We start from the raw sequence: 19,353 nt of genomic DNA, 5'->3' as shown, positions 1-19,353 counted from the left end.
CGGGCCGCGAGATCACCGCGTACTTCGGCGACCACTACGCGATCCTGTTGCCGAGCGAACTGGTGACCATCATCCTGGACCACCATGACGCCTGGCTGGTCAACCGCGAGCAACTGCTGGCGGCGATGCGCTTTTGTGAAGGCCAACCGCCACCCCGCGCCCCCGACTGAACACCCACCGATACTACCGCCCCATACCACTTACCCTACTTTCACAACCTTGATGCTAAAACCGATGCTCCTGCCTTACCCCCTGTCTCGCCGCCTTCCTTTTCTGCCTCTTCGCTCAGGGGAAAGCAGGAGTGAGTTCCTTCCTCCTCAGCCTTTAGCCGTTGCCTTTCTCCCTCTCCCCTCCGGAGAGGGCTGGGGTGAGGAGTAGTTGCCGTTGCCTTTCGCCGTTGTCTTGCGCCGTTGCCGTTCCCCCTCGCCCAAAGCGGCGCGCCGTTGCGCCGCTCGTGGAGAGGGGGACAAAGGGGGTGAGGTGCCCTTGGAGGGGATTCGCGAGGCTGCGGGGAACAGAGCGCGGTCGGTGCCACACTTCAGGCTCTCTTGCGGCCGTTGACGGCCCTTCTGGAGGTCACTATGACGCGCCTTCCCGACCTTGCCGACGACCATTACTATCTGTGGCAGGAGGTCGTCGCCTTCCTCTCCCACGCTACCAAGACTTTCCCCGACCTGTGCACCGTTACTCCCCTTGGCGAGACGCCCCAGGGCCGTCCACTGCTCATGGCTCGCGTGGCCGGACCGGGCAGCGATCCCGAGACCAGACCTGCCTACCTCGTGCAGGCCAACGTCCACGCGCCGGAGGTCGCCGGGACCCATGCGGCCCTCTGCCTCCTTAAGCGTCTCCTCGAAGGCTACGGTTCCGACCCGCAAATCCGCAGTCTCCTGACGGACGTCACCTTCTACCTTGTGCCCCGTATGAACCCCGACGGGGCCGAGTTTGTCCTCACCACCGGCGGCAGCCTTCGCAGCCGGAATACCGAGCGCTACCGCAAGAACGGTCTCTACCAGGCCGATGTCAACGGTGACGGCCTCATCCTCTCGATGCGAATCCAGGACCCCTGCGGGGACATGAAATGCCACCCGAAGGACCCGCGCCTGATGGTTCCGCGCAAGGCCGACGATGAGGGCCCCTTCTACTTCGTCTACCCCGAGGGCATGGTCCACGACTGGGACGGTGGCCGGATCAACCTGGCCTTCCGCTCAGCAGACTTCAACCGCAACTGGGCCGCGAACTGGCGACCCGAGTACGAGCAGGGCGGCGCCGGCGACTTCCCCTTCTCGCAGCCCGAAATGCGGGCCCTGGCCGAGTTCGTCTATGACCATCCCAGTATCTACGGCATACTCGGCTTCCACTGCGGGTCGAATGCCGTCCTGCGCCCTCCCTCCACGGGCAGTGATGACGACCTCCTGCCCGAGGACCTGCGCAAGTGCAAGGAGATCGGCCTGCGTGGCGAGGAGCTCACCGGCTTCAAGCTTCGTGCGGTCATCGACTATCGCCTGGATTCCCAGAAGCCCATCTCGCTGAAGGGCCACTTCCACGACTGGGGCTACCGTCACCTCGGCCTCTTCGTCTATGAGATCGAGCTGGGCAACCTCTACAATTCGGCGGGCTACACCACCGAGAAGATCTTCGCCGCCGAGGGCGACAAGCGCTGGGACTTCGACCTCGCTGCCCTGCGCTGGCATGATGAGCACCCGCAGAAGCGTGCCTTCCTGGACTGGACGCCCTTCAACCACCCGCAGCTTGGCCAGGTTGAGATCGGTGGCTGGCGACGGCACTTCGTCCTGACACCGGCCAGCGAGGACATGACCACCATTGGACCGCGCTGCGCCCTGTTCATCCTCGACCACGCGGGACGCTACCCGCGTCTCGAGCTGACCAAGGTCGAGGTCACCGCCCTGGAGGGCAACCTTCACCGCGTCCGCGCTACCGTCATGAACACCGGTGACCTGCCAACCCAGATCACCGCTCTCGGCGCTCGAGTCACCGGCAACGAACCCGTTCGCGTTGCCCTCAAGGGTGCGCAGGTCGTGTCCCGCGAGGAGATCTTCGAGCTCGGGCACCTGCCGGGCGTGTGTGGCGCGCGTAATGTCGAGTGGTTCGTGAAGGCCGAGCCGGGCACCCAGGCTACCCTTCGCGCCTGGTGTCCGAAGGCCGTAGCCGCCGAGGCGACCGTGAGCTTCTGAGCACGTCGCCCGAGATCGCCCTGGGGTCCGAGTGCCATGCTGTCCCGAGGAGAACTGAGATGACTTCCCGCGAGCGTCTGCTGTGTGCCTTCAGTCTGGGCACGCCCGACCGAGTGCCCGTAGCGCCCTTCGGCTTCGGCAGGGTCAACCCGGACAGCGAGATCGGCCTGGAGTTGGTGCGCGAGACCGACTTCATCCAGAGCCTCGGCGGTGCAGGTGGGTTCCTGGGAGCCGCAGCCAAGACCCGCACCGAGGTCGAGGGCGATACCACGACCACCTACATCGACACCCCGAAGGGGCAACTCCGCAGTGTCGTCCGCCGAACCGCCATCACCTCGGCGCAGGTGGAGTTCCCCTGTAAGACCGCCGACGACATCGAGAAGCTGCTGTCGGTTCCCTATGAGCCGCCGCGCGAGATACCGGTCCAGCGCTTCCTGGAGTGGAAAGACAGAATCGGCGACGAGGGGATCGTACTCTTCGGCTTCAACGACGCCATCTGCGTCCCGGCGACCTACTTCTCTCCCGAGGACATGTGCCTGCTGTGGGCGGAGGCGCCCGAGGCCTTCCTCGAGCTGATCCGGATCGCCAACGAGCGCCTCTGCGAGCTGGCCGACCTGTGCTGCCGAGCGGGCGTCGATGCCTTCCGCTTCCTGGGCGGCGAGTATGCAAGCACCCAACTCGGGCCGAGAGCCTACGAGGTGACGGTCACCAGGCCCGACCGAGCCGTGACCGACCTCATGCACGAGCACGGCGCCGTGGTGTACTACCACAACCACGGGCCAACGATGCGCTACCTGGAGCTGATCGCGGGGATCGGCATGGACGCCTGCGACTGCTTCGAGGCCGCTCCCTGGGGCGATTGTGACCTGCGAGCGGCCAAGGCGCAGATCGGCGACCGCATCTGCTTCGTCGGCAACCTCGATGACATGGAGGTCATCGGTAAGCTGCCGGAGGCGAAGGTGCTGGAGATCGCCGAGCAGCGTCTCGAGGAAGCGGGCCCCGGCGGTTTCGTCCTGGGTGGCACTGCCTCGGGCACCTACACGGACCGGGCGGCTCGCAACTTCATCGCGATGGCCCGGCGCGTGCGGGAACTCCAGGGCTAAGTCGCTGTACTCACAACGAAAACACCCCGCGGCGATTCGTCGCGGGGTGTTGTGGTTCCGTATCGAGGTGGCCGGTTAGCCGCGGTTCAGGCGTCGCGGCCTGGCATGGGTCGTCGTCGAGGCCGGCTCTGGCTTGACCGCAGGCGTCGCGGGCGCTGGTGGCGCAGCCGGTTTGACTTGCTTGGGTTTGGGCGCAGGCTTAGCTGCCGGCTTGGGTTGCGGTGTGCCGGCTGCCGGTTTCACAGCGCCGGGCGTGTCGTCCGCCGGACCGATCTCGATGTCCCCGTCGACCTCATTCTCTGGCGCGGCCTTGGCCCTGGTGCCGACGCGGATGATGCGGTTCTGGGCGCCATAGGTGTCGGTGTGTAACCGTTCCTTGGCGATGACCTGGCCGTTCTTCTTGACAACTCGGGTGATCGTGGCGGTCGCGCCGTCACGTCCGGGCTGGTCCACCTTCGTATCGCCGCGAGCCATCGTCGGGTCAGAGATCCGATCGGTGCCGTGGCCGATGCTCCCAACGTTTGTGCGCAGGATCTCCACCTCCACCTTGTCGGCGCTGCTCCCAAGGACCTTCACGGTGATCGTCTCACTACCGATGCTGCCGACGAGGATGACCGGGTGGCTCAGGTTGTTGCGGATCTTGAGGTCGAACTGCCCCCAGTACACGGTGGCGTCGCGCCCCGAAGGAGCGTAGTCAACCGGCCGGGAGTGGTGATTGCGCTCGACGACGTCCAGTCCCGCCAGCAGCGCCGCGTTGTAGGTTGTGGTGGCCACCTGGCAGACGCCGCCGCCGGTCGAGGGCTCGACCTGGCCGTTCACGAAGATCGGCGCCGACCGGAACCCTCGCTCCTCTTCCCGTGGCCCGATGCGCTGGTTCAGCGACAGCGTCTCGCCGGGCATGATCAGTGCGCCATTGACCTTGCCGATCCCCAGCCGCAGGTTGTGAGTCCGATCCTCCTGCCACGGGCGGAACTTGGTCGAGTAGGACGCGAGGACAGTGTCCACCTGCCGGAGGCGGTCGGCCTTGACTGCTGCGTCGGCACCCCGCACCGTGAGGTCGAAGCTTGCCGTCTTCGGGTCCTTCAGTGCCGCCGCCAGCTTGGCCGCCGAGTCCTTCACGTCGAGTTCGACTCCGGGCTCGTCAGGCGTCACCTGGACCTGTGTGCCGACCAGCTTGAAGCCGGCGTTCTTGGGCTTCCGGGTGATCTGCGGCGCGAGGGAGGTCAGGTACGCCTCGACACGGGCCGGGTCAACCTGACTCTCGACGCGCAGATCGATACCGTTCCCGGTGAGGCGGACACGCTGAATCGCCACCGCAACCAGACCGCCCTCGCGACCGACGCGGAGAGCCTGCTGGATGGCGGTGTCCAGATATAAGTGGGCGCCGAGCTGATCGGGGGGAACCTGCTGGGCTCCGCCCGGCCATCGCAGGGCAACGGTCTGCGGAAGCTTGGACACCCAGCCGGCTTCAACCGCCCGGGTAGCCTCCGCCGGTGTCATATTGCCGACCGGCACGCCCTCGATGCGGACTTTGGGGGCAATGCGTTCGCCGTCGCGGAACTGCTTGGCTGCCAGCCCCACGCCGAAAACAGTGAGCAGCAGCAGGGCGATGAGCACCCAGACTGCTACCCACAACCACTTCGTCATCTTGCGGTTTTCCGATTTACCCATCTTTCAACCAGAGCATCCTGCTGCGAGCTGTCTGCGATTTCCAAGGCTTCGGGTGAGGTTGTGATCATGACGGCCGGTGCGGTCTCCGCCGGGGTCTGTGAGCGCAGCGCTTTCAGTTCGTCTTCGAGCTTGCGAATTCGCAACAACATACACTCAAGCGCCGGATCGCTGACCCGGGGCTGCTGATCGTGACGAAAGTCGTATACCCGTTTCCCCTGCCGCCGAACCACATATGCCTTAGGGCCCACGACGGTGCAGTACTCGGGCACGCTATCGAGCACCACAGCCCCTGCACCGACCACTGAGCCCTTGCCGAGTGTGATGGAGCCGATGATCTGGGCATGCGCACCGACGGTGACATCGTCCTCCAGCGTCGGGTGTCGCTTGCCGCTCTGCTTGCCCGTGCCGCCGAGGGTGACGCCGTGGAACAGCGTGCAGTTGTTGCCGATCTCCGCCGTCTCGCCGATCACCGTGCCGGCGCCGTGGTCGATGAAGAAGCCGCTGCCGATCGTCGCCCCCGGGTGGATCTCGATGCCGGTCAGGACCTTCGCGCATTGTGAGCCGAAACGGGCCGGCAGGCGGAAGCCCCGGGTCCATAGCCAGTGGTTGACCCGATGGGCCAAGATTGCGTGCAGCCCGCTGTAGCACAGCACGATCTCGAGGGTGCTGCGAGCCGCCGGGTCTCGTTCCCGTGCAGCCTGAATGTCACTGTAGACCTGCTCGAACATCACCGACCTACCCCCCTTCAGGCACGCCGACCGCGTCCCCTATCACGAACCGGCGCCGGCGGGGATCCCCCCTGCGGCGCCGGTCAGTATGCTTGCTCTCTAGGACAAGGGCACAGCGACCTCGTTGCGCGCCCTGTGCCCAAATCGTTGGTATATTACCGGGTTATGTGCCGTGATGTCAAACGCAAAGGGTTCGCCGTCGCCGGTGACGGAACCGCGAACCTTGTGAGGCAGCCGGCCAAGTCCGCCAACCACATAGGGGCCCTCCTCAGAGAGCCCCTTTGTGCACCTGTCTTGGGAGTGTCCTGCCCTTGTCCGGCTACCGCGGGGCGATCTCCACCGCCGCCATCGAGCAGGGCGGCATGTCGAATTGATACGCCGACCCGGCACGCCGCACCGCCAGATCATGGACCCCGACGGTATCCGGTTTTTGCATATTCGTGGCCTCCGGCGCCGGGCCGGTCAGAATCCACGCTCGTGCAGCGCCGGTGGTACCGTCCATCACATTCACCGTCACCGGTACCGTCGCGTCGAGGTTCTTGTTCACGACCATCAGGGTGACCGTCCCATCGGCGCGTCGAGCACTATTGACGCCCAGGTCCGGCACAGCGCCCGGGTTCTGAGGCCGGAACTTCTGCACCGACTGCAGCTTGTACCACGCCTTCCCGGTGATGTCCCCCTTGCCCCCGAGGCGGCGTGCCAGGATCTCAACGCCGGTAGCGTCAGGCAGTGTGGTGTACTCGACGACCACCGGCGTCCAGTCCGTCGTGCCCTGGATATCGCCGCCCGTGGAGCACGAGTGGGTAACGTTCCAGCCTCGGTCGTCGGCCACCTGGAAGCCCGCTCCGGATCCGCCGACCAGGTTCTCGGCCTTCACGAGCCCGGTGACGCGATACCCCATTCCCGGCTCCGCGGGGAAGGCGAAGCGCGCCGAGTAGTAGTTCGTGTCCTTGCCCTCGAAGGTGACTTGCACCGTGTCGCCCTGAACCTGCTGCACGGCGCCCGCTTCAGGAGTGCGCGGTTCCCAGGTGTAGTCCTTCGGGAGCAGGTTCTCCTCCCAGAGCTTGAACTCCGAGGGTTCCCCACGTCGGGCCGGTAGCAGGCCGCCGCCGAAGTCCCACTTGGCGCAGTCCACCTCAGAGGCGATCAGCGTGTCGCCGAAGTGCTCGTGGTAGAGCTGGTAGGGGAAGAAGTTGGCCTGCTTCACGGGTGTCTGGCCCTGGTCGATGTAGCCGTTCACCATGCCCCAGTACTCGTTGGAGAACTGCCAGAAGTTGGCCATGAGGATGTTGTTCTCAGGTCGCATCATGATGCGCAGATGCTCGGCGTTGCGCAGAGCATTGCCCAGCGTCTGCCGGTAGGGCACAGGCTTCTCCTGCACGAACCAGCCGTTGTACTCGCTGATCGCCAGTCTGAGGTCGGTCCGCCCGGTGACTTCCTTGATCTGCGCGAGGAGCCCGTCATAGATGCTCTGAATCCGCTGGTCGACGGCGACGCAGGCCTCCATGTAGCCGCGCGTCTTGGACTCGTCGGTATCGCCCTGGTGCCCCGGCGTGTAGGTGTGCTCGATGCCGAAGTCCATGGTCTTCCCGCAGCCCTCGAGCACCTTCTGATTCCAGTCCGCCATGCCGTTCTGCAGCAGCCCGCCGAGCTGGATCTGCGGGTCCACAGCCTTCATGGCCGCCTGGTACTGGAGGTACTGGCGAGCGTAGTCCTCGGCTGTGATCTTGCGCGGGTTCGGGTTCTGCGCGGTCTTGTGCTCGCCGTGGTAGTCCTCGTTGCCGTACTCGAAGTAGACGACGCCATAGGGCTTCGGGTGTCCGTCACCGGCCCGGACGGCAGCCCAGTCCTTGCCGCCCTTAGGGTTCGAGCCGTCGTTCGGAGCATTGAGGTACTCGACCAGGTCCGCACCATCCTGCGCGGTGCCCCAGAAGACGGCGACGCTGATCAGAGGGATCGAGTCGGTGGCCTCGCAGAAGGTCATGAACTCCGGCAGGCCGAACTGCATGTTCGGCCTCTCGGCCAGAGGACCGACGGTGACCTTCCAGTTGTAGTTGTGGGTCGTGCAACCTCCCGGCCAGCGTTGGACGGAGATGCCCGCCTGCTTCGACAGCGCAACGTACTCCGGGACCGGCTGCCGCTTCACCGGGTCCCACAGGCCGGCGCCGCGGTTCGAATAACGTTCACTGCCCTGGTACGCCAGTTGGTTGTTGCCCAGGATCATCCAGTTCACCTGGCCCAGCGCCTTGTCGGGGTACACAGTGATGGTAGCCTCTCGCTGTGCCCCTGCTGCAACACACAGCACGACGGCCAACAGTGACGCCATAGTGGTGCGATACATGTCAGACACTCCTCGCGAGAATTGTACCCTTGACTCTTCCTCCTCCACGGCGCAGCGGCCTTCTCCGCAAGAGAGCCAGACTGCACCAGTCTCCGGCGGCATACCGCCGGTGGTCTCCCTGTGCGGTGCCTTCTTCTTCATCTTCCTGGGCACCGGCGCGCTGCAGCAGTTCGTCCTGCCCATCCTCAAGGACCGCGCGGGGATGAGCGACGGCCTCTCGACCGCCACCTTCGCCTGCGTATACCTCGGGGGCGTGGCCTTCCTGTCGGTCTATGGCTACGTGTTCCACAAGCTCCGCGAGCGCTGGTGCGTCGTGGTCGGTACGCTGATGTACACGCTCTTCCCGGCGGCGCTACTCCTGTGGCCGAGTCCGGCTGTCGCCCTGACGGCGGCCATCCTCTGGGGCTTCGGCGCGGAGTTGCTCTGGGCGACCGGGCCGACGCAGGTCATCAACGCCTCGCAGCGCTCGCGCTATGGCACCACTTCCGGCTTGTTCCAGAGCGCGACCTATTCAGGCCAGATGCTCGGCGTGATCCTGCTGGGCACGCTGCTGAGCAGCTACTCGGATCCGGCACGGGGTCAGGTGGCTCTACTGGTCGCCTCCTTTGGCCTGAGCCTGCTGGGCAACCTCATGGCCCTGACGATTCGCGTGAAGCCGAAGGTCTTGCCACCGGCCAGGCTTTCCGATGCTCTGGCTGCGCTTCGTCCCCTGGCCGGACGCTACCTGGTCGCGCTGTCGGTGGCGAACTACCTGGGCTGGGGCCTGTTGCTCACGACTCTGACGCTCCTCATCAGCGACCTCGGCGCGGGCAACAAGCTCCACTGGATCGTCCTGCCCTACTATGCCGGGCGATTGCTGGTCGCCTGGGCAGCCGGTCATGCCTCGGACAAGGTGGGCCGTGAGCGGGTGATGCTCTTGGGGTTCCTGTTGGGGACAAGTGGCCTGGTAGTCGCGTCGCTGTGGCCGACGATCACCGTCATCTCGGTCGTCTCGGCGCTGCTTGGAATGCAATCGGCCATGGTCAGCGTCGCCAGCACTGCCGCCGTCGGCGACTACATCCCGCAGGACCAGCGCCACTTGGTCTTCGCGGGGACGAACGCCTGGGGCTACCTCACCGCGGGCGTCACAATGATCGGCTCCCAGTTCCTGCGCCAGCGCTACGCGGGCTTCGCGCCGTCCTTGCTGATCTTCGCCGGCTTCTACGGAGCCTGTGCGATCCTGGTGACCCGAATGCGTGCGGCCCTGCGTCACGACGCAACGGGCGTGCAACCCTCAACCCAGGCCTAGAACGGCCAGCACCTCGCTCCGTTCTCAGTGCCATGCGACTTTGCGCACGGGAGAAGGGGTGAGGTGCCTTCTGCCTTTGCCTTTTGCCTTTGCCTTTCACCCTCTCTCCACGAGTGGAGAGAGGGTCGGGGAGTGAGGTGCCGTTGCCGTGATCCGTTGCCTTCTGCCTTACGGCCTCTTGCCGTCCAGAGCGTACTGCGTCGTCAGCGCTCCGCCGGGTTGCTGCAGCGCGACGGTGATCTCGTGACTCGTCGCGATGCCGGCGAGATCTCTGACTTCGCCCGGCTGATCTCGCTGCACGATGACACGCCGTGAGCCGTCCGCGAGCTCAATCTCCAGCGCAGTCCCCTCGGTCACGCCCGGCAGCACCTTCACGCTCTTGACCTTGCGCGTCTCGCCAACACCGACCGGCTCCATCACGAAGGCCATGCGCGTTATGCCGGTGCCCGTGGTGCTGTAGATGGCCGTCGGGATTGCCCGCCACGGACCGCTTGACCAGCCCTGCACCGGCTCCTCCGTCTTGCCCTTGACGATCTCCACCTGCAGCGCTGAGGCGGGAAGTATCACTACGTTCGCCGCCTGGGGCTTCTGAGTGCTCACGACGGCGCCCTCGGAGATCATCGCCTCGTCGCTGTCGAGATGGAAGAGCGCCTCGTAGCGGTGCTCTGTCTCATCCGGCGGCGTCAGTGTGTCGAGCACCACGAACACGCCGAGGTCCTTGAGGAACAGCATGCCTCGCTGATGGGTGACCTTCAGGGCGGCGTTCGTGCCGTAGCCATCCGCATATATGCCGCTTGCGAAGTCCGCCTCGGGAGTGCTGACCCAGCGGGCGTCCTGACCTTCGGGCCCGTCGCCTTGCCAGGGTCGAGGCCAGAAGTAGGTACTCCGCTGGCTGCCGCGACGCTGCCCCTGACCATCGACCATCACGGTGTTGTGCCCGTAGGTGGCGAGAACATAGCGCCGCCAGCGGGAGTTGTCGTAGGAGAAGTTACCGGGATCGAGCACCTGTTGGCTGCCCTTCGCCCAGAGCACGAAGCTGAGCTTGTCCTCGTGCTGGTGACCGTAGCCATAGGGCCCCGCGTCGAAGAGCAGGAAGGTCGCGTCCTTGTCCCAGCCGGAGCGCATGACGTAGTGCCCGGTCCAGGGGAAGGCGTGTGAAGTGGTCGTCGGCATGACTCCGCGGGCGCCGAGGCTGGATACGTACTCGAAGTCCTGACGCTGTGGGAAGAGCTTGAGGCCCGTGGCGAGTAGCCCGCGAACGTCTGCATTGCCCGAGTCGTTGAGCCCCGGGATCGCACCGTTCGGCATCGCCGCATAGGCCACGTAGTTGAACATCTTCTCGATCTTGGCCTGGTAGTCCGCCGGCATCTCCGGGCGCAGGTTGTTCAAATCGGCAAGCTCGAGGATGTGGGCGAACTCGGACACGACCCAGGTGTTGTAGCCCGCTGCAAGCTCATACTCCATGCCGTCAGGATAGACCTCGTCATCCAACTGTTTGTAGAGCCGCTCCACCGCAATCCGCCGCCACTGGGCGGCGTCACGGAACTCGGGGAACAGCATCCCGGCGGTGAAAATCCCGTTGGACTCCGCCGTGAGCCAGTTGCCCGTGCTCGGCCAGCGGATCAGGTGCTGCGCCTGCTGTTGGACTGACTTCATCATTGCCGTGAGCACTTCGGGCGTGAAGGAGGGCGCGTCCAGGCACTTGTACAGCGCATTCGGCCAGGTGTCGGCGAGGCGGATTCCCGTCGTCAGGGTCTGCCAGGCGTAGTGACCCACGTTGTTTCCGCTTGAGAGCAGCGGCCGTGGCATCCGCGCGGTCCAGTCGAGGATCTGCGCCGCGATCTCCGCCGCGTACTTGTCCTTCCCGGTCTGCCAGTAGGCGTCGGCGAGGGTCGCGAAGTGGAAGTGCCGGTTGATGGACTCGTTCCACAGGTGCGTCCGGGCCTCACCCTCGGTCGGGTTCGCAGTCCAGTCGATCTTGTCGCCGAAGGTGATGGTTCCCGATTCACCGGGGCCCTTGGTGTAGTTGAACTCGTGGCGCAGCGCCTTCTCTGCGCCCATGATGTTGCCGGGGACGTCCGAGTCCAGCACCATCACGAGGCGCTGACCGGTGGCCTTGGCTGAGTAGACCCAGAAGTCCAGGGCGTCGTAGTTGGTCCAGTCGTGAGGGAGGTTGTCGCAGCGCAGCCCGGTGACTTGGGTTGTGTCGGCCCACTTGCCCGCGCCCTTACCCTCGTGGGTCTGTTCGCCCGAGAGTGTCAGGCCCGTCCAGTTGCTCTCCTCGCCCTCGAAGTCAGCGATCACCTGTGAGGTGTCCTTGCCGACCAGCCGGAGGTTGTCAAAGTACAGGACAGTATTCGGGTCGGGAGTGAGGCCCCAGCCCTTCGAGTTGATCGCCAGGTACTGAATCCAGTGCCAGCCGATGGGCTGCTTGCCCTGCCAGCCTTTGCCCTCCACGAGGGTCTGCGGGCTGAAGTCGGCCTTGGTCAGGGTGAAGTGCTTCCAGCCCACCCAGTCCACGGTCAGGAAGGTCGAGTAGTAGTCCCACTGGTCAGGCGCCTTGTCCTCCTCCGGACCGGGCACCTTGACGCCGCGCAGAGGTCGGCTACGCCAGTCGATCGTCCAGCGCGGGTAGGTGCGTGCCCGCAGATGATCCGCCAGCGCCTTCCGGGCGGCCGCCATGTCACCAGCCTGCACAGCCGTCTTGATCGCGGCCAGCTCCGGCAGGTCCAGATCCAGGCTGGCGAAGAACTCCTCGTCGGTGGGCTGTCCGCCGGCCTTGTCTGCCGCCGCCAGCTCGAAACCGTCCAGGGTCAGCACCGTTGCCGGGTTGACCGTTTGCCCCCAACCGGAGGCCGTGAGCACGACGCTATCAACCTGGTTCCAGCCTCTCGGTTCTCGCGAGGCACCGATCTCGCGGAAGGGAAGCACGAACTCCTTCCAGCCTTCCCAGTCCACCTTGACCTGAAAGCCGTAGTAGTCGCCTCCCTCTGTGGCCGGGTTCTCCGAGTTGACGAGGACCATGAAGCTGGAGTTGTTGGCGGCCGCCGAGTGCATCCAGAAGTGAAGGGCGCCGAAGCCGCTCCAGTCCTGCGGCTGAGCGAAGGTCCGGGTGAGTGAGGTCGAGGCCGAGTGATCCCAGCGGACGCCCCTCGGCCAGACGCGACGGGTCTGCTCCTCCAGTGTCCCGCCTAACCACTCCGCGCCGGGTCCAACTTCGGCCGCCGGAATCACCTGCAGCTTCACGTCGTCCACGAAGCAGGTGATGACACTGCTCGAGTAGCTGTGAAACCGAAGTGCGACCTTTGCCGCACCCTCGGGCACCGCCGTCACGAAGGACATCTGTACCCACTGATCCTGCACCATCGCCGACTTATGCGCCGAGGCCTCCGACGCCTGTGCGAGTCGTTTGCCGTCGGCATCCACATACTCCAGGTACACGCCGAGGCCGTCGCGGTTGCCCGACTCCAGTCGCATCCAGAGCGAGACCGAGCACAGGTCGCCGGCCGCCACAGGAAGGCTGTCCGAGCGCACCTCGGAGCCAGCCTTGTTGTCGGGGTCCACGATGCGCAGGCTATGTGTCCCGGTGTGTGCCTGCAGGTCCGAAAGGGTGGAGATGCCGCCATCCTCCAGCCGCCATCCCGGGGGAGTAGCCCCTTCCTCGAAGCTGGTGGCTAGCTCGCCCGCCATGCAGACGGTAGCGGCAACCATCAAGAGGCATGCAACGGCAAGAGTCTTGGTCATGATCCAACCATCCCTTCTTGCGGTCGGCTCTGACGATCCTGAGCCGTGCCCGTCTTGTGCTACCCAGGCTGTGAGTTGCTGTCCTTCTACGCCCTCTCCCCTCGGAAGAGGGCCGGGGGTGAGGTGCCTTTGCCTTCAGCCTTTGCCTTTAGCCTTCTTCCCTCTCCACGCGTGGAGAGGGAATGCCGCAGGCAAGGGTGAGGTGCCGTGGCCGTTCCCCACTCGTGGAGAGGGGCCGGGGATAAGGCACCTTTCCCCTTCTACCTCCAGACGCAGCAGTCCTTCCGGGCAGGTCTCCTTGCTGCTGCGGCGAAAGGCCGACGGTGCCTTGCCGACAGGCCGCAACTCATCTCTCCCCTTTCCTGGAGGTCCGTCTTGAGCCTTTCGCTACCCACAATCCTCACAACGCTCATGCTGCTCGGTTCAGCCGGAGTCGTCCTCGCCGAGGAACCGGCTCCCGCACCGGCCAAACAGCAGCTCATCTTGCTCAAGGCCGACGACTTCGGCCGCTCCGCGCCCTGGCAGCGCTACGTGTCCTATATCCGCGACAACAACCTCAAGGCCAGCCTCGGCATCATCTGCAAGAGCCTTGAGAAGGACGATCCCAAGCTCGTGGCCTGGGTGCAGGAGCTCCTCAAGACCGGGCAGTTCGACTTCTGGCACCACGGCTACGACCACCGGCTCAACTTCAAGGACGGCGATCGCACCCTCTGTGAGTTCAGCGGCACCTCCTACGAGGAGCAACTGGACCACTTCGACCGCGCCTGCAACCTGGCTCGCGAGAAACTGGGCATCAAGTTCCAGGTCTTCGGCGCTCCCGGCAACGCAGTCGACGACACCACGATTCGCGTCCTCGCGCAGCACCCGGAGATCCAGGGCGTCTTCTATGGTCCCGCGAAGGCGACGACTGCACATGTCTTCCAACGCTGGGCGAATCTCGAGATGCCCACCTTCGTGCCCAACAGCGCCGGCTTCATCGAGCGCTACAAGTGGAACGCGAGCCGACCCTATCTGGCCCTGCAGATGCATCCGGGGAACTGGAACGACGAGCGCTTCGCCGAGTTCGAGAAGATCATCGCCTTCCTCAAGACTCAGAACGTGCGCTTCGTCACCGCCGCCGAGCTGTGCAAGTACCTTGATGAGACCGAGCCGCTGCCGAAAACGAAGTAGGACCGCCAATCGCCGCAAGGCACCTTCAGCCTGGTCCTTGCCCCTCTGGGGAAGAGGATGCCGAGGGCCTAGGTGGGCCTCCTCTCGATGTCGTTTGACTCCCCCTCGCCACTGCGTGGAGAGGGGGCTCGGGGGGTGAGGTGCCGTTCCGCCCTCAAGCAGGAAGAGTCGACAGGAGCCGTCACTTCCCCCGGAGGCAACCATGAAGGCCTTTGCCGACCTTGGACCAGCCCCACAGAGCGAGACGAGTCGCATTGACTTCTCCTATGCCTTTGCTACGCCGCATCGACTGACCGTGGGGCGGCCGGATAGCAGCGACCGGACCCTACTCGACCTGCAGCCCGGCAGTCTGAAGATCGCCTGGACCACCGACGACCTCACCCACTACCCGCTGGCCGCCTTCCAGACTCCGCCGACGAGATGGCGGCTGACTGTGACGCCGCAGATCGACGGCGAGGCGATCGGGAGCAGTGGCTGGTCACGCCTGTCGGGATACCTTCCGGCGCTGTACAACAGCTACGAATCCCCTCAGGGCTGCGTGGTGCTGAAGGTCCTCGGTGCAGAGACCGCGATGCTGGCCCAGGTGACCGTCACCAACACCGACACCCGGCCACACCGGTTCGTGCTGCGCATCGACTCGGGCGCCTGGGGCGAGAACCCTGCCTGGGTCGATCCCTCTCGCTGGGTCGGCGATAACCTCGTGGCAGGCTGGGGCGACCGTGCCGACCGTCTGCTGGTCCTTGGTCTTGGTGCCGACAGCTACTCCCTCGAAGCTAGCGGCAAGGCCCCCGGTCCGAAGTCGATGGTGATGGTGTGGGAGGTGCCTGCGGGCGAGACCCGCACGGGCTGGATCGTGCGACCCTACCGGCGCTATGCGGCGGATCTCGATGCCCTGCGCGAGCACGACTGGCTGGCCGAGGCCCAGGCGGCCTGTGACGAGTGGGAGGAGCTGCTGAGTCGTTCGACCGCCTTCAGCCTCCCTGATTCTGGCCTCCTGAACGCCTATCGCGCCTGCCTCGCCGACCTGTTCATCATGCGCGAGCCGGTGGCCGAGGGGTACGTTGCGGCGGTTCCAGGGACCGAGTGCTACCGGGCGCCGAACGCCTTCGAGGCGGCGATCGTGGCAGTGGCTCTCGACGAAGCGGGGCTCCACGCCGAGGCCGAGGACGGCTACCGGATGTGCTGGGAGATGCAGGAGGAGGACGGCAACTGGGCCGATCCGCGCGGATGGGGTCACCTGATGTGGGGTGGAGCGGGCTTCAAGGCCTGGGCAGCCTGGCGGCACTACTGCGTGACCGGCGACCGCCAGTTCCTGGCTTCGCTGTTCCCGCACCTCCTGGCGAGTTCACGCTTTCAGGAGCGCGAGCGTGCCCGCACTCGTGTGGGAGACGGTTCCGACCGCCCGCTCACCTATGGTCTCATGCCTCGCGGAATGGGCGACTGCGGCCTCAAGGATGACGACGACCTCTACGGCTTCTTCCTCCCGCACAACTTCTGGGCGGTCTACGCAGACAAGCTCGCAGTCGAAGCCGCAAGAACCCTTGGCATGGAGGAAGAGGCGGCGGAGCTGTCCACCCTCTATGAGACCGCGCTCGAAGACCTCCTTCGGGCCGTCGAGCGCGGAGCTATCACCGAGGACGGGTACCGCTGGATCCCCGGCGTTCCGCAGAAGACCTCCGGCAGCCGCTGGGGCGCGCTGAATGCCCTGACGCCCTGCGGAATCTTGCCGGGCGACCACGAGCTGATTCAGGGCACGCTGCGCAAGATCGAGAGCAACCTGAGCCCCGGCGGCATCCCGGTCAACACGGGCTGGCTGACCACAGGGATGTGGGTCGCGATCACCCTCGACAACGTGGCCGAGGCGCATCTTGCTCTCAAGAACGGGGATGCTGCCGCCCGGTACCTGTATGCGACGCTGAATCACGCGACGCCGCTGGTGACCTGGTGTGAGGAGCGCGGGCAGCAGGCCGGAAGCAGTGAGTGTACCGGCGACCGCCAGCACTTGTGGACTCCGGTGGCGGTCGTGCGCTGCCTGCGCGACTGTCTGGTGCTGGAGGACGGCGAGGGCCTCGAGCTTGCCCTCGGCACGGATCGCGAGTGGTTGGCCTCGGGCGAACCGGTGGGGGTCTGCGGCGCCCCGACGGACTTCGGCAAGGTCAGCTACCGGTTCCAGTATGACCCGTCGGCAGGTCGCGTGACCGGGCACGTGACCCTCGGCAACCGCAAGCCTCCGCAGTGGGTGGCGATTCACCTCCGCCTGCCGCAGGGCTACAAACTCGGCTCGATCACCGCCGACCAGCCCGCAGAAATCGCCTCGACCCCGGACGGCTTCCGCTGGCTCTCACCCACAGGCGACCTGTCCTTCACAGCGACGGTGACGACGCCCTAACCTGACACATACTGTCAGGTCCTTAGTGCTCACATACCCATCGCTTGCTGCACCAGACTCGGCACCAGTGCGCGGGGCCATGCCGGTCAATCCGGCGAGAGTTGCCGCCGAGAGCCCGGATACGCCCCCGGCGGCAGAGTCAGGAGCCACTCATGACACAGGGCAAGATTGACGTCGCCGTTGTCGGTCTGGGCTTCGGCGGGAGCTTCCCCGCCATCTACCTCGATCATCCGCAGGTTGGTCGAGTCGCAGTCTGCGAGCGCAACGAAGGCCGCCTGCAGGCCATCACCGAACGCTTCGAGTTCGCCGACACCTTTACCGACCTGGAGCAGGTGCTGGCGAGTGACTACGACGCGGTGCACCTGGTCTCGGGCATCCCCGACCACGCTCGACAGGCAGTGGCGGTGCTCGACTCGGGCAAGCACTGCGCCTGCACGGTGCCCATGGCCACGAGCCTCGACGACCTGCAGGCTATCCTCTCCGCACAGCGACGCTCCGGCCGCAACTACATGATGATGGAGACCGCGGTCTACACCCGCCAGTTCCTCTATGCACGCGAGCTTCAGCGACAGGGGCGCTTTGGTCGCCTGCAATTCCTGCGCGGGGCCCACTATCAGGACATGGAGCGCTGGCCGAGCTACTGGAACGGACTGCCGCCGATGTGGTATGCGACGCACGCTGTGTCGCCGCTCCTGGCCCTTGCCGATACGCGGGCAGTGTCGGTGCGAGCCCTCGGCTCGGGGGTGATGCGGGAGGAGCTGCGCAAGCCCTATGGCAACCCCTTCCCGGTCGAGACGGCGATCTTCGAACTTGGCGAGCCGGGGCTGGCCGCCGAGGTCACGCGGACGCTCTTCCACTGCGCTCGGCCCTACATGGAGAGCTTCGTGGTCTACGGGGAGAACGCGTGCTACGAGTGGCAGATGGAGGCCGAGGACCCGATGCTGTTTGAGGCCTCACCGGTCGTGCCCGGCGAGGTGCGACGCTTCACCACGACTCGCCCGGCAGCTCCGGATCGCCAGGACCTGCTGCCGCCGGAGATCGCCCAGCACACCCAGCGGTTCAAGGCGACAAGCCGCCACACCCATCTCTCCTTCGAGCAGGGAGGCGGACACCACGGCTCGCACCCGCACCTGGTGCACGAGTTCGTGTCGAGCCTCCTGGAGGGACGCCCGGCGCGAGTGAACGCAGTGACGGCAGCGAACTGGACGGCCGCAGGAATCTGCGCCCACGAGTCGGCGATGAAGGGCGGCACCGTGGTGCCGGTCCCAGCCTTCGACTGAGGGCCGGGGCTAGTCCGGTCGAACTCCGCTGTAGGCGTCCCCCGAGGTGAGGGCGGTCGGGATGCGCCAGGTCGTCAGGGCGATCGTCACCGTGATGATCTGGACCAGGGCAAACAGCGCGACGCAGGCGGGCCATCCACCCAGGGACCATACGCAGCCCGGCAAGGTGGCGCCGACGCTGCCGCCGACATAGTAGAAGGTTACGTACAGCCCGACCGCGAGGGCCTTGCTGTGCTCGGCGACGTGGCCGATGTAGCTGTTCGCAGCGGCCTGCGCGACGAACACCCCCGAGCAGACCGCAGCAAGCCCGAGCACCACGACCCAGAGACAGTGCGAGAGCGTCAGCAGCTCGCCCAGCAGTGCGAAACCGATGGCGAAGGCCAGGACCGTCCGGTGGCCGTAGCGGTCGATCTTGCTGCCGCAGGGCGGGGTGATCACCGCGCCGACGAGGTAGACGACGAAGAGCGATCCGATCGCTGCCGGGCTGAGGTTGAAGGGTGCCGCTGCGAGGTAGAAGGTTACGTAGGTGAAGGTGCCCAGCAGGCAGAACAGCACACAGAAGCCGACGGCGAAGATCCCTATCAGACGCTTGTTGCGCAGATGGTCGATCGCCGCCGCGAGCGGGGACGCGCCCTCTGAACTGCGCGTGAAGCGACGCTCCCTGGGTAGCCAGGCATGAAGTACGACCGCAGCGACCAGACTCGCAGCGCCGAGAGCGACGAAGACCAGGTGCCAGTCGGCGTGGCTCGCAATCAGACCGGAGGTCATCCGACCGGCGAAGCCGCCGATGACCGTGCCGGTGACATAGGCTGCGGTTGCCCGTCCTGCGCCTTTCCCCGCCCACTCCTCCTGAATGTAAGCGACCGTGACGGCAAACACACCCGGGGTGAACACGCCCTGGAGGAAGCGCCAGAAGACGAGGGTCGGCAGGCTGGTTGCCGTCGCGTCAAGCAGCGTGGCGAGTGCCAGCAGACAGGCCGATCCGACGATGACGCGCTTGCGCCCGAGACGGTCGGCCACGGTCCCGATCAGCGGAGCCGAGATCGCGACCCCGACCGTCGCAGCAGTCACCGTGAGGCTCACTGCCACTTTGCCGAGATGGAAGTACTCCTCCAGCAGGGGCAGCAGCGGCTGCGTGGCGTACAGTCCGAGGAAGGCGCAGAAGCCGGAGAAGACAACGGCCCAGGTCTGGCGATCCCAGCCGCCCTTTGCCGGAAGGTCAGGCTCTTGGGCCGCTCCGGCGGCTCTTTCAGTGTCTGGCATACTCCCACCTTACCCCCACAGACACGTGAGGTTCGCGACGCCTCCGGCGGGCATGATGCGTACGGCTGGTCGGCCGTCTTGCCGGTGCCCGAGACCAAAGTCGTAGCGCGACCTGCGGACGCCACTGCGAGTGAGTCAGCGAGGATCAGAGGAGGCTGAGGGGCCCTCGGCGGTGTCAGCAAGC

General features: G+C 65.6%; 11 protein-coding genes. 6 read left to right on the top strand and 5 right to left on the bottom strand.

Annotated features, from left to right (window positions below; all coding sequences use genetic code 11):
* Positions 1-581: 581 nt before the first annotated feature.
* Both ABFE16_17015 and ABFE16_17010 read left to right on the top strand, forming a co-directional pair.
* Positions 582-2,192, top strand: a complete 1,611-nt coding sequence (locus ABFE16_17015; GenBank protein ID MEN6347001.1) for a M14 family metallopeptidase — start codon at positions 582-584, stop codon at positions 2,190-2,192.
* A gap of 59 nt (positions 2,193-2,251) precedes the next feature.
* Positions 2,252-3,295, top strand: coding sequence for a uroporphyrinogen decarboxylase family protein (locus tag ABFE16_17010; protein MEN6347000.1), 1,044 nt, complete (start codon positions 2,252-2,254; stop codon positions 3,293-3,295).
* A gap of 75 nt (positions 3,296-3,370) precedes the next feature.
* Here ABFE16_17010 and ABFE16_17005 read toward each other — a convergent pair whose 3' ends face one another.
* The 3 genes from ABFE16_17005 to ABFE16_16995 form a co-directional block, all read right to left on the bottom strand.
* On the bottom strand, positions 3,371-4,966 hold the full coding sequence (locus ABFE16_17005) for a VanW family protein (GenBank protein MEN6346999.1): 1,596 nt from the start codon (positions 4,964-4,966) through the stop codon (positions 3,371-3,373).
* Entirely contained in the window at positions 4,939-5,694 is a 756-nt protein-coding gene (epsC, locus tag ABFE16_17000) for a serine O-acetyltransferase EpsC (protein MEN6346998.1), read from the bottom strand. Before epsC ends, ABFE16_17005 begins: the two co-directional genes overlap by 28 nt.
* A 319-nt stretch (positions 5,695-6,013) precedes the next feature.
* Positions 6,014-8,035: an alpha-L-arabinofuranosidase C-terminal domain-containing protein gene (locus tag ABFE16_16995; protein ID MEN6346997.1), complete on the bottom strand. Its 2,022-nt coding sequence runs from the start codon at positions 8,033-8,035 to the stop codon at positions 6,014-6,016.
* Between ABFE16_16995 and ABFE16_16990 the strand changes: the two genes are divergently transcribed.
* On the top strand, positions 8,034-9,323 hold the full coding sequence (locus ABFE16_16990) for an MFS transporter (GenBank protein ID MEN6346996.1): 1,290 nt from the start codon (positions 8,034-8,036) through the stop codon (positions 9,321-9,323). The two genes, ABFE16_16995 and ABFE16_16990, sit on opposite strands and share 2 nt — an antisense overlap.
* Positions 9,324-9,491: 168 nt before the next feature.
* Here the strand turns inward: ABFE16_16990 and ABFE16_16985 are convergent, their stop codons facing one another.
* On the bottom strand, positions 9,492-13,067 hold the full coding sequence (locus ABFE16_16985) for a heparinase II/III family protein (GenBank protein ID MEN6346995.1): 3,576 nt from the start codon (positions 13,065-13,067) through the stop codon (positions 9,492-9,494).
* A 375-nt stretch (positions 13,068-13,442) separates the two neighbouring features.
* On the opposite strand from ABFE16_16985, the gene ABFE16_16980 reads away from it, so the two are divergent.
* The 3 genes from ABFE16_16980 (at position 13,443) to ABFE16_16970 (ending at position 17,906) form a co-directional block, all read left to right on the top strand.
* A complete protein-coding gene (locus ABFE16_16980) occupies positions 13,443-14,237 on the top strand; it encodes a DUF2334 domain-containing protein (GenBank protein MEN6346994.1) in 795 nt (264 codons plus the stop codon).
* Positions 14,238-14,439: 202 nt separating this feature from the next.
* Positions 14,440-16,626: a hypothetical protein gene (locus ABFE16_16975; GenBank protein MEN6346993.1), complete on the top strand. Its 2,187-nt coding sequence runs from the start codon at positions 14,440-14,442 to the stop codon at positions 16,624-16,626.
* A 152-nt stretch (positions 16,627-16,778) separates the two neighbouring features.
* A complete protein-coding gene (locus ABFE16_16970; GenBank protein ID MEN6346992.1) occupies positions 16,779-17,906 on the top strand; it encodes a Gfo/Idh/MocA family oxidoreductase in 1,128 nt (375 codons plus the stop codon).
* 9 nt (positions 17,907-17,915) lie between these two features.
* On the opposite strand, the gene ABFE16_16965 is transcribed toward ABFE16_16970, so the two are convergent.
* The gene (locus ABFE16_16965; GenBank protein MEN6346991.1) at positions 17,916-19,169 is read right to left on the bottom strand and encodes an MFS transporter; all 1,254 of its coding nucleotides are present in this window, start codon (positions 19,167-19,169) and stop codon (positions 17,916-17,918) included.
* Positions 19,170-19,353: the final 184 nt, after the last annotated feature.

This window comes from Armatimonadia bacterium (assembly GCA_039679385.1).
Classification (GTDB): domain Bacteria; phylum Armatimonadota; class Zipacnadia; order Zipacnadales; family JABUFB01; genus JAJFTQ01.
This window is presented reverse-complemented; position numbering and strand designations above follow the sequence as displayed.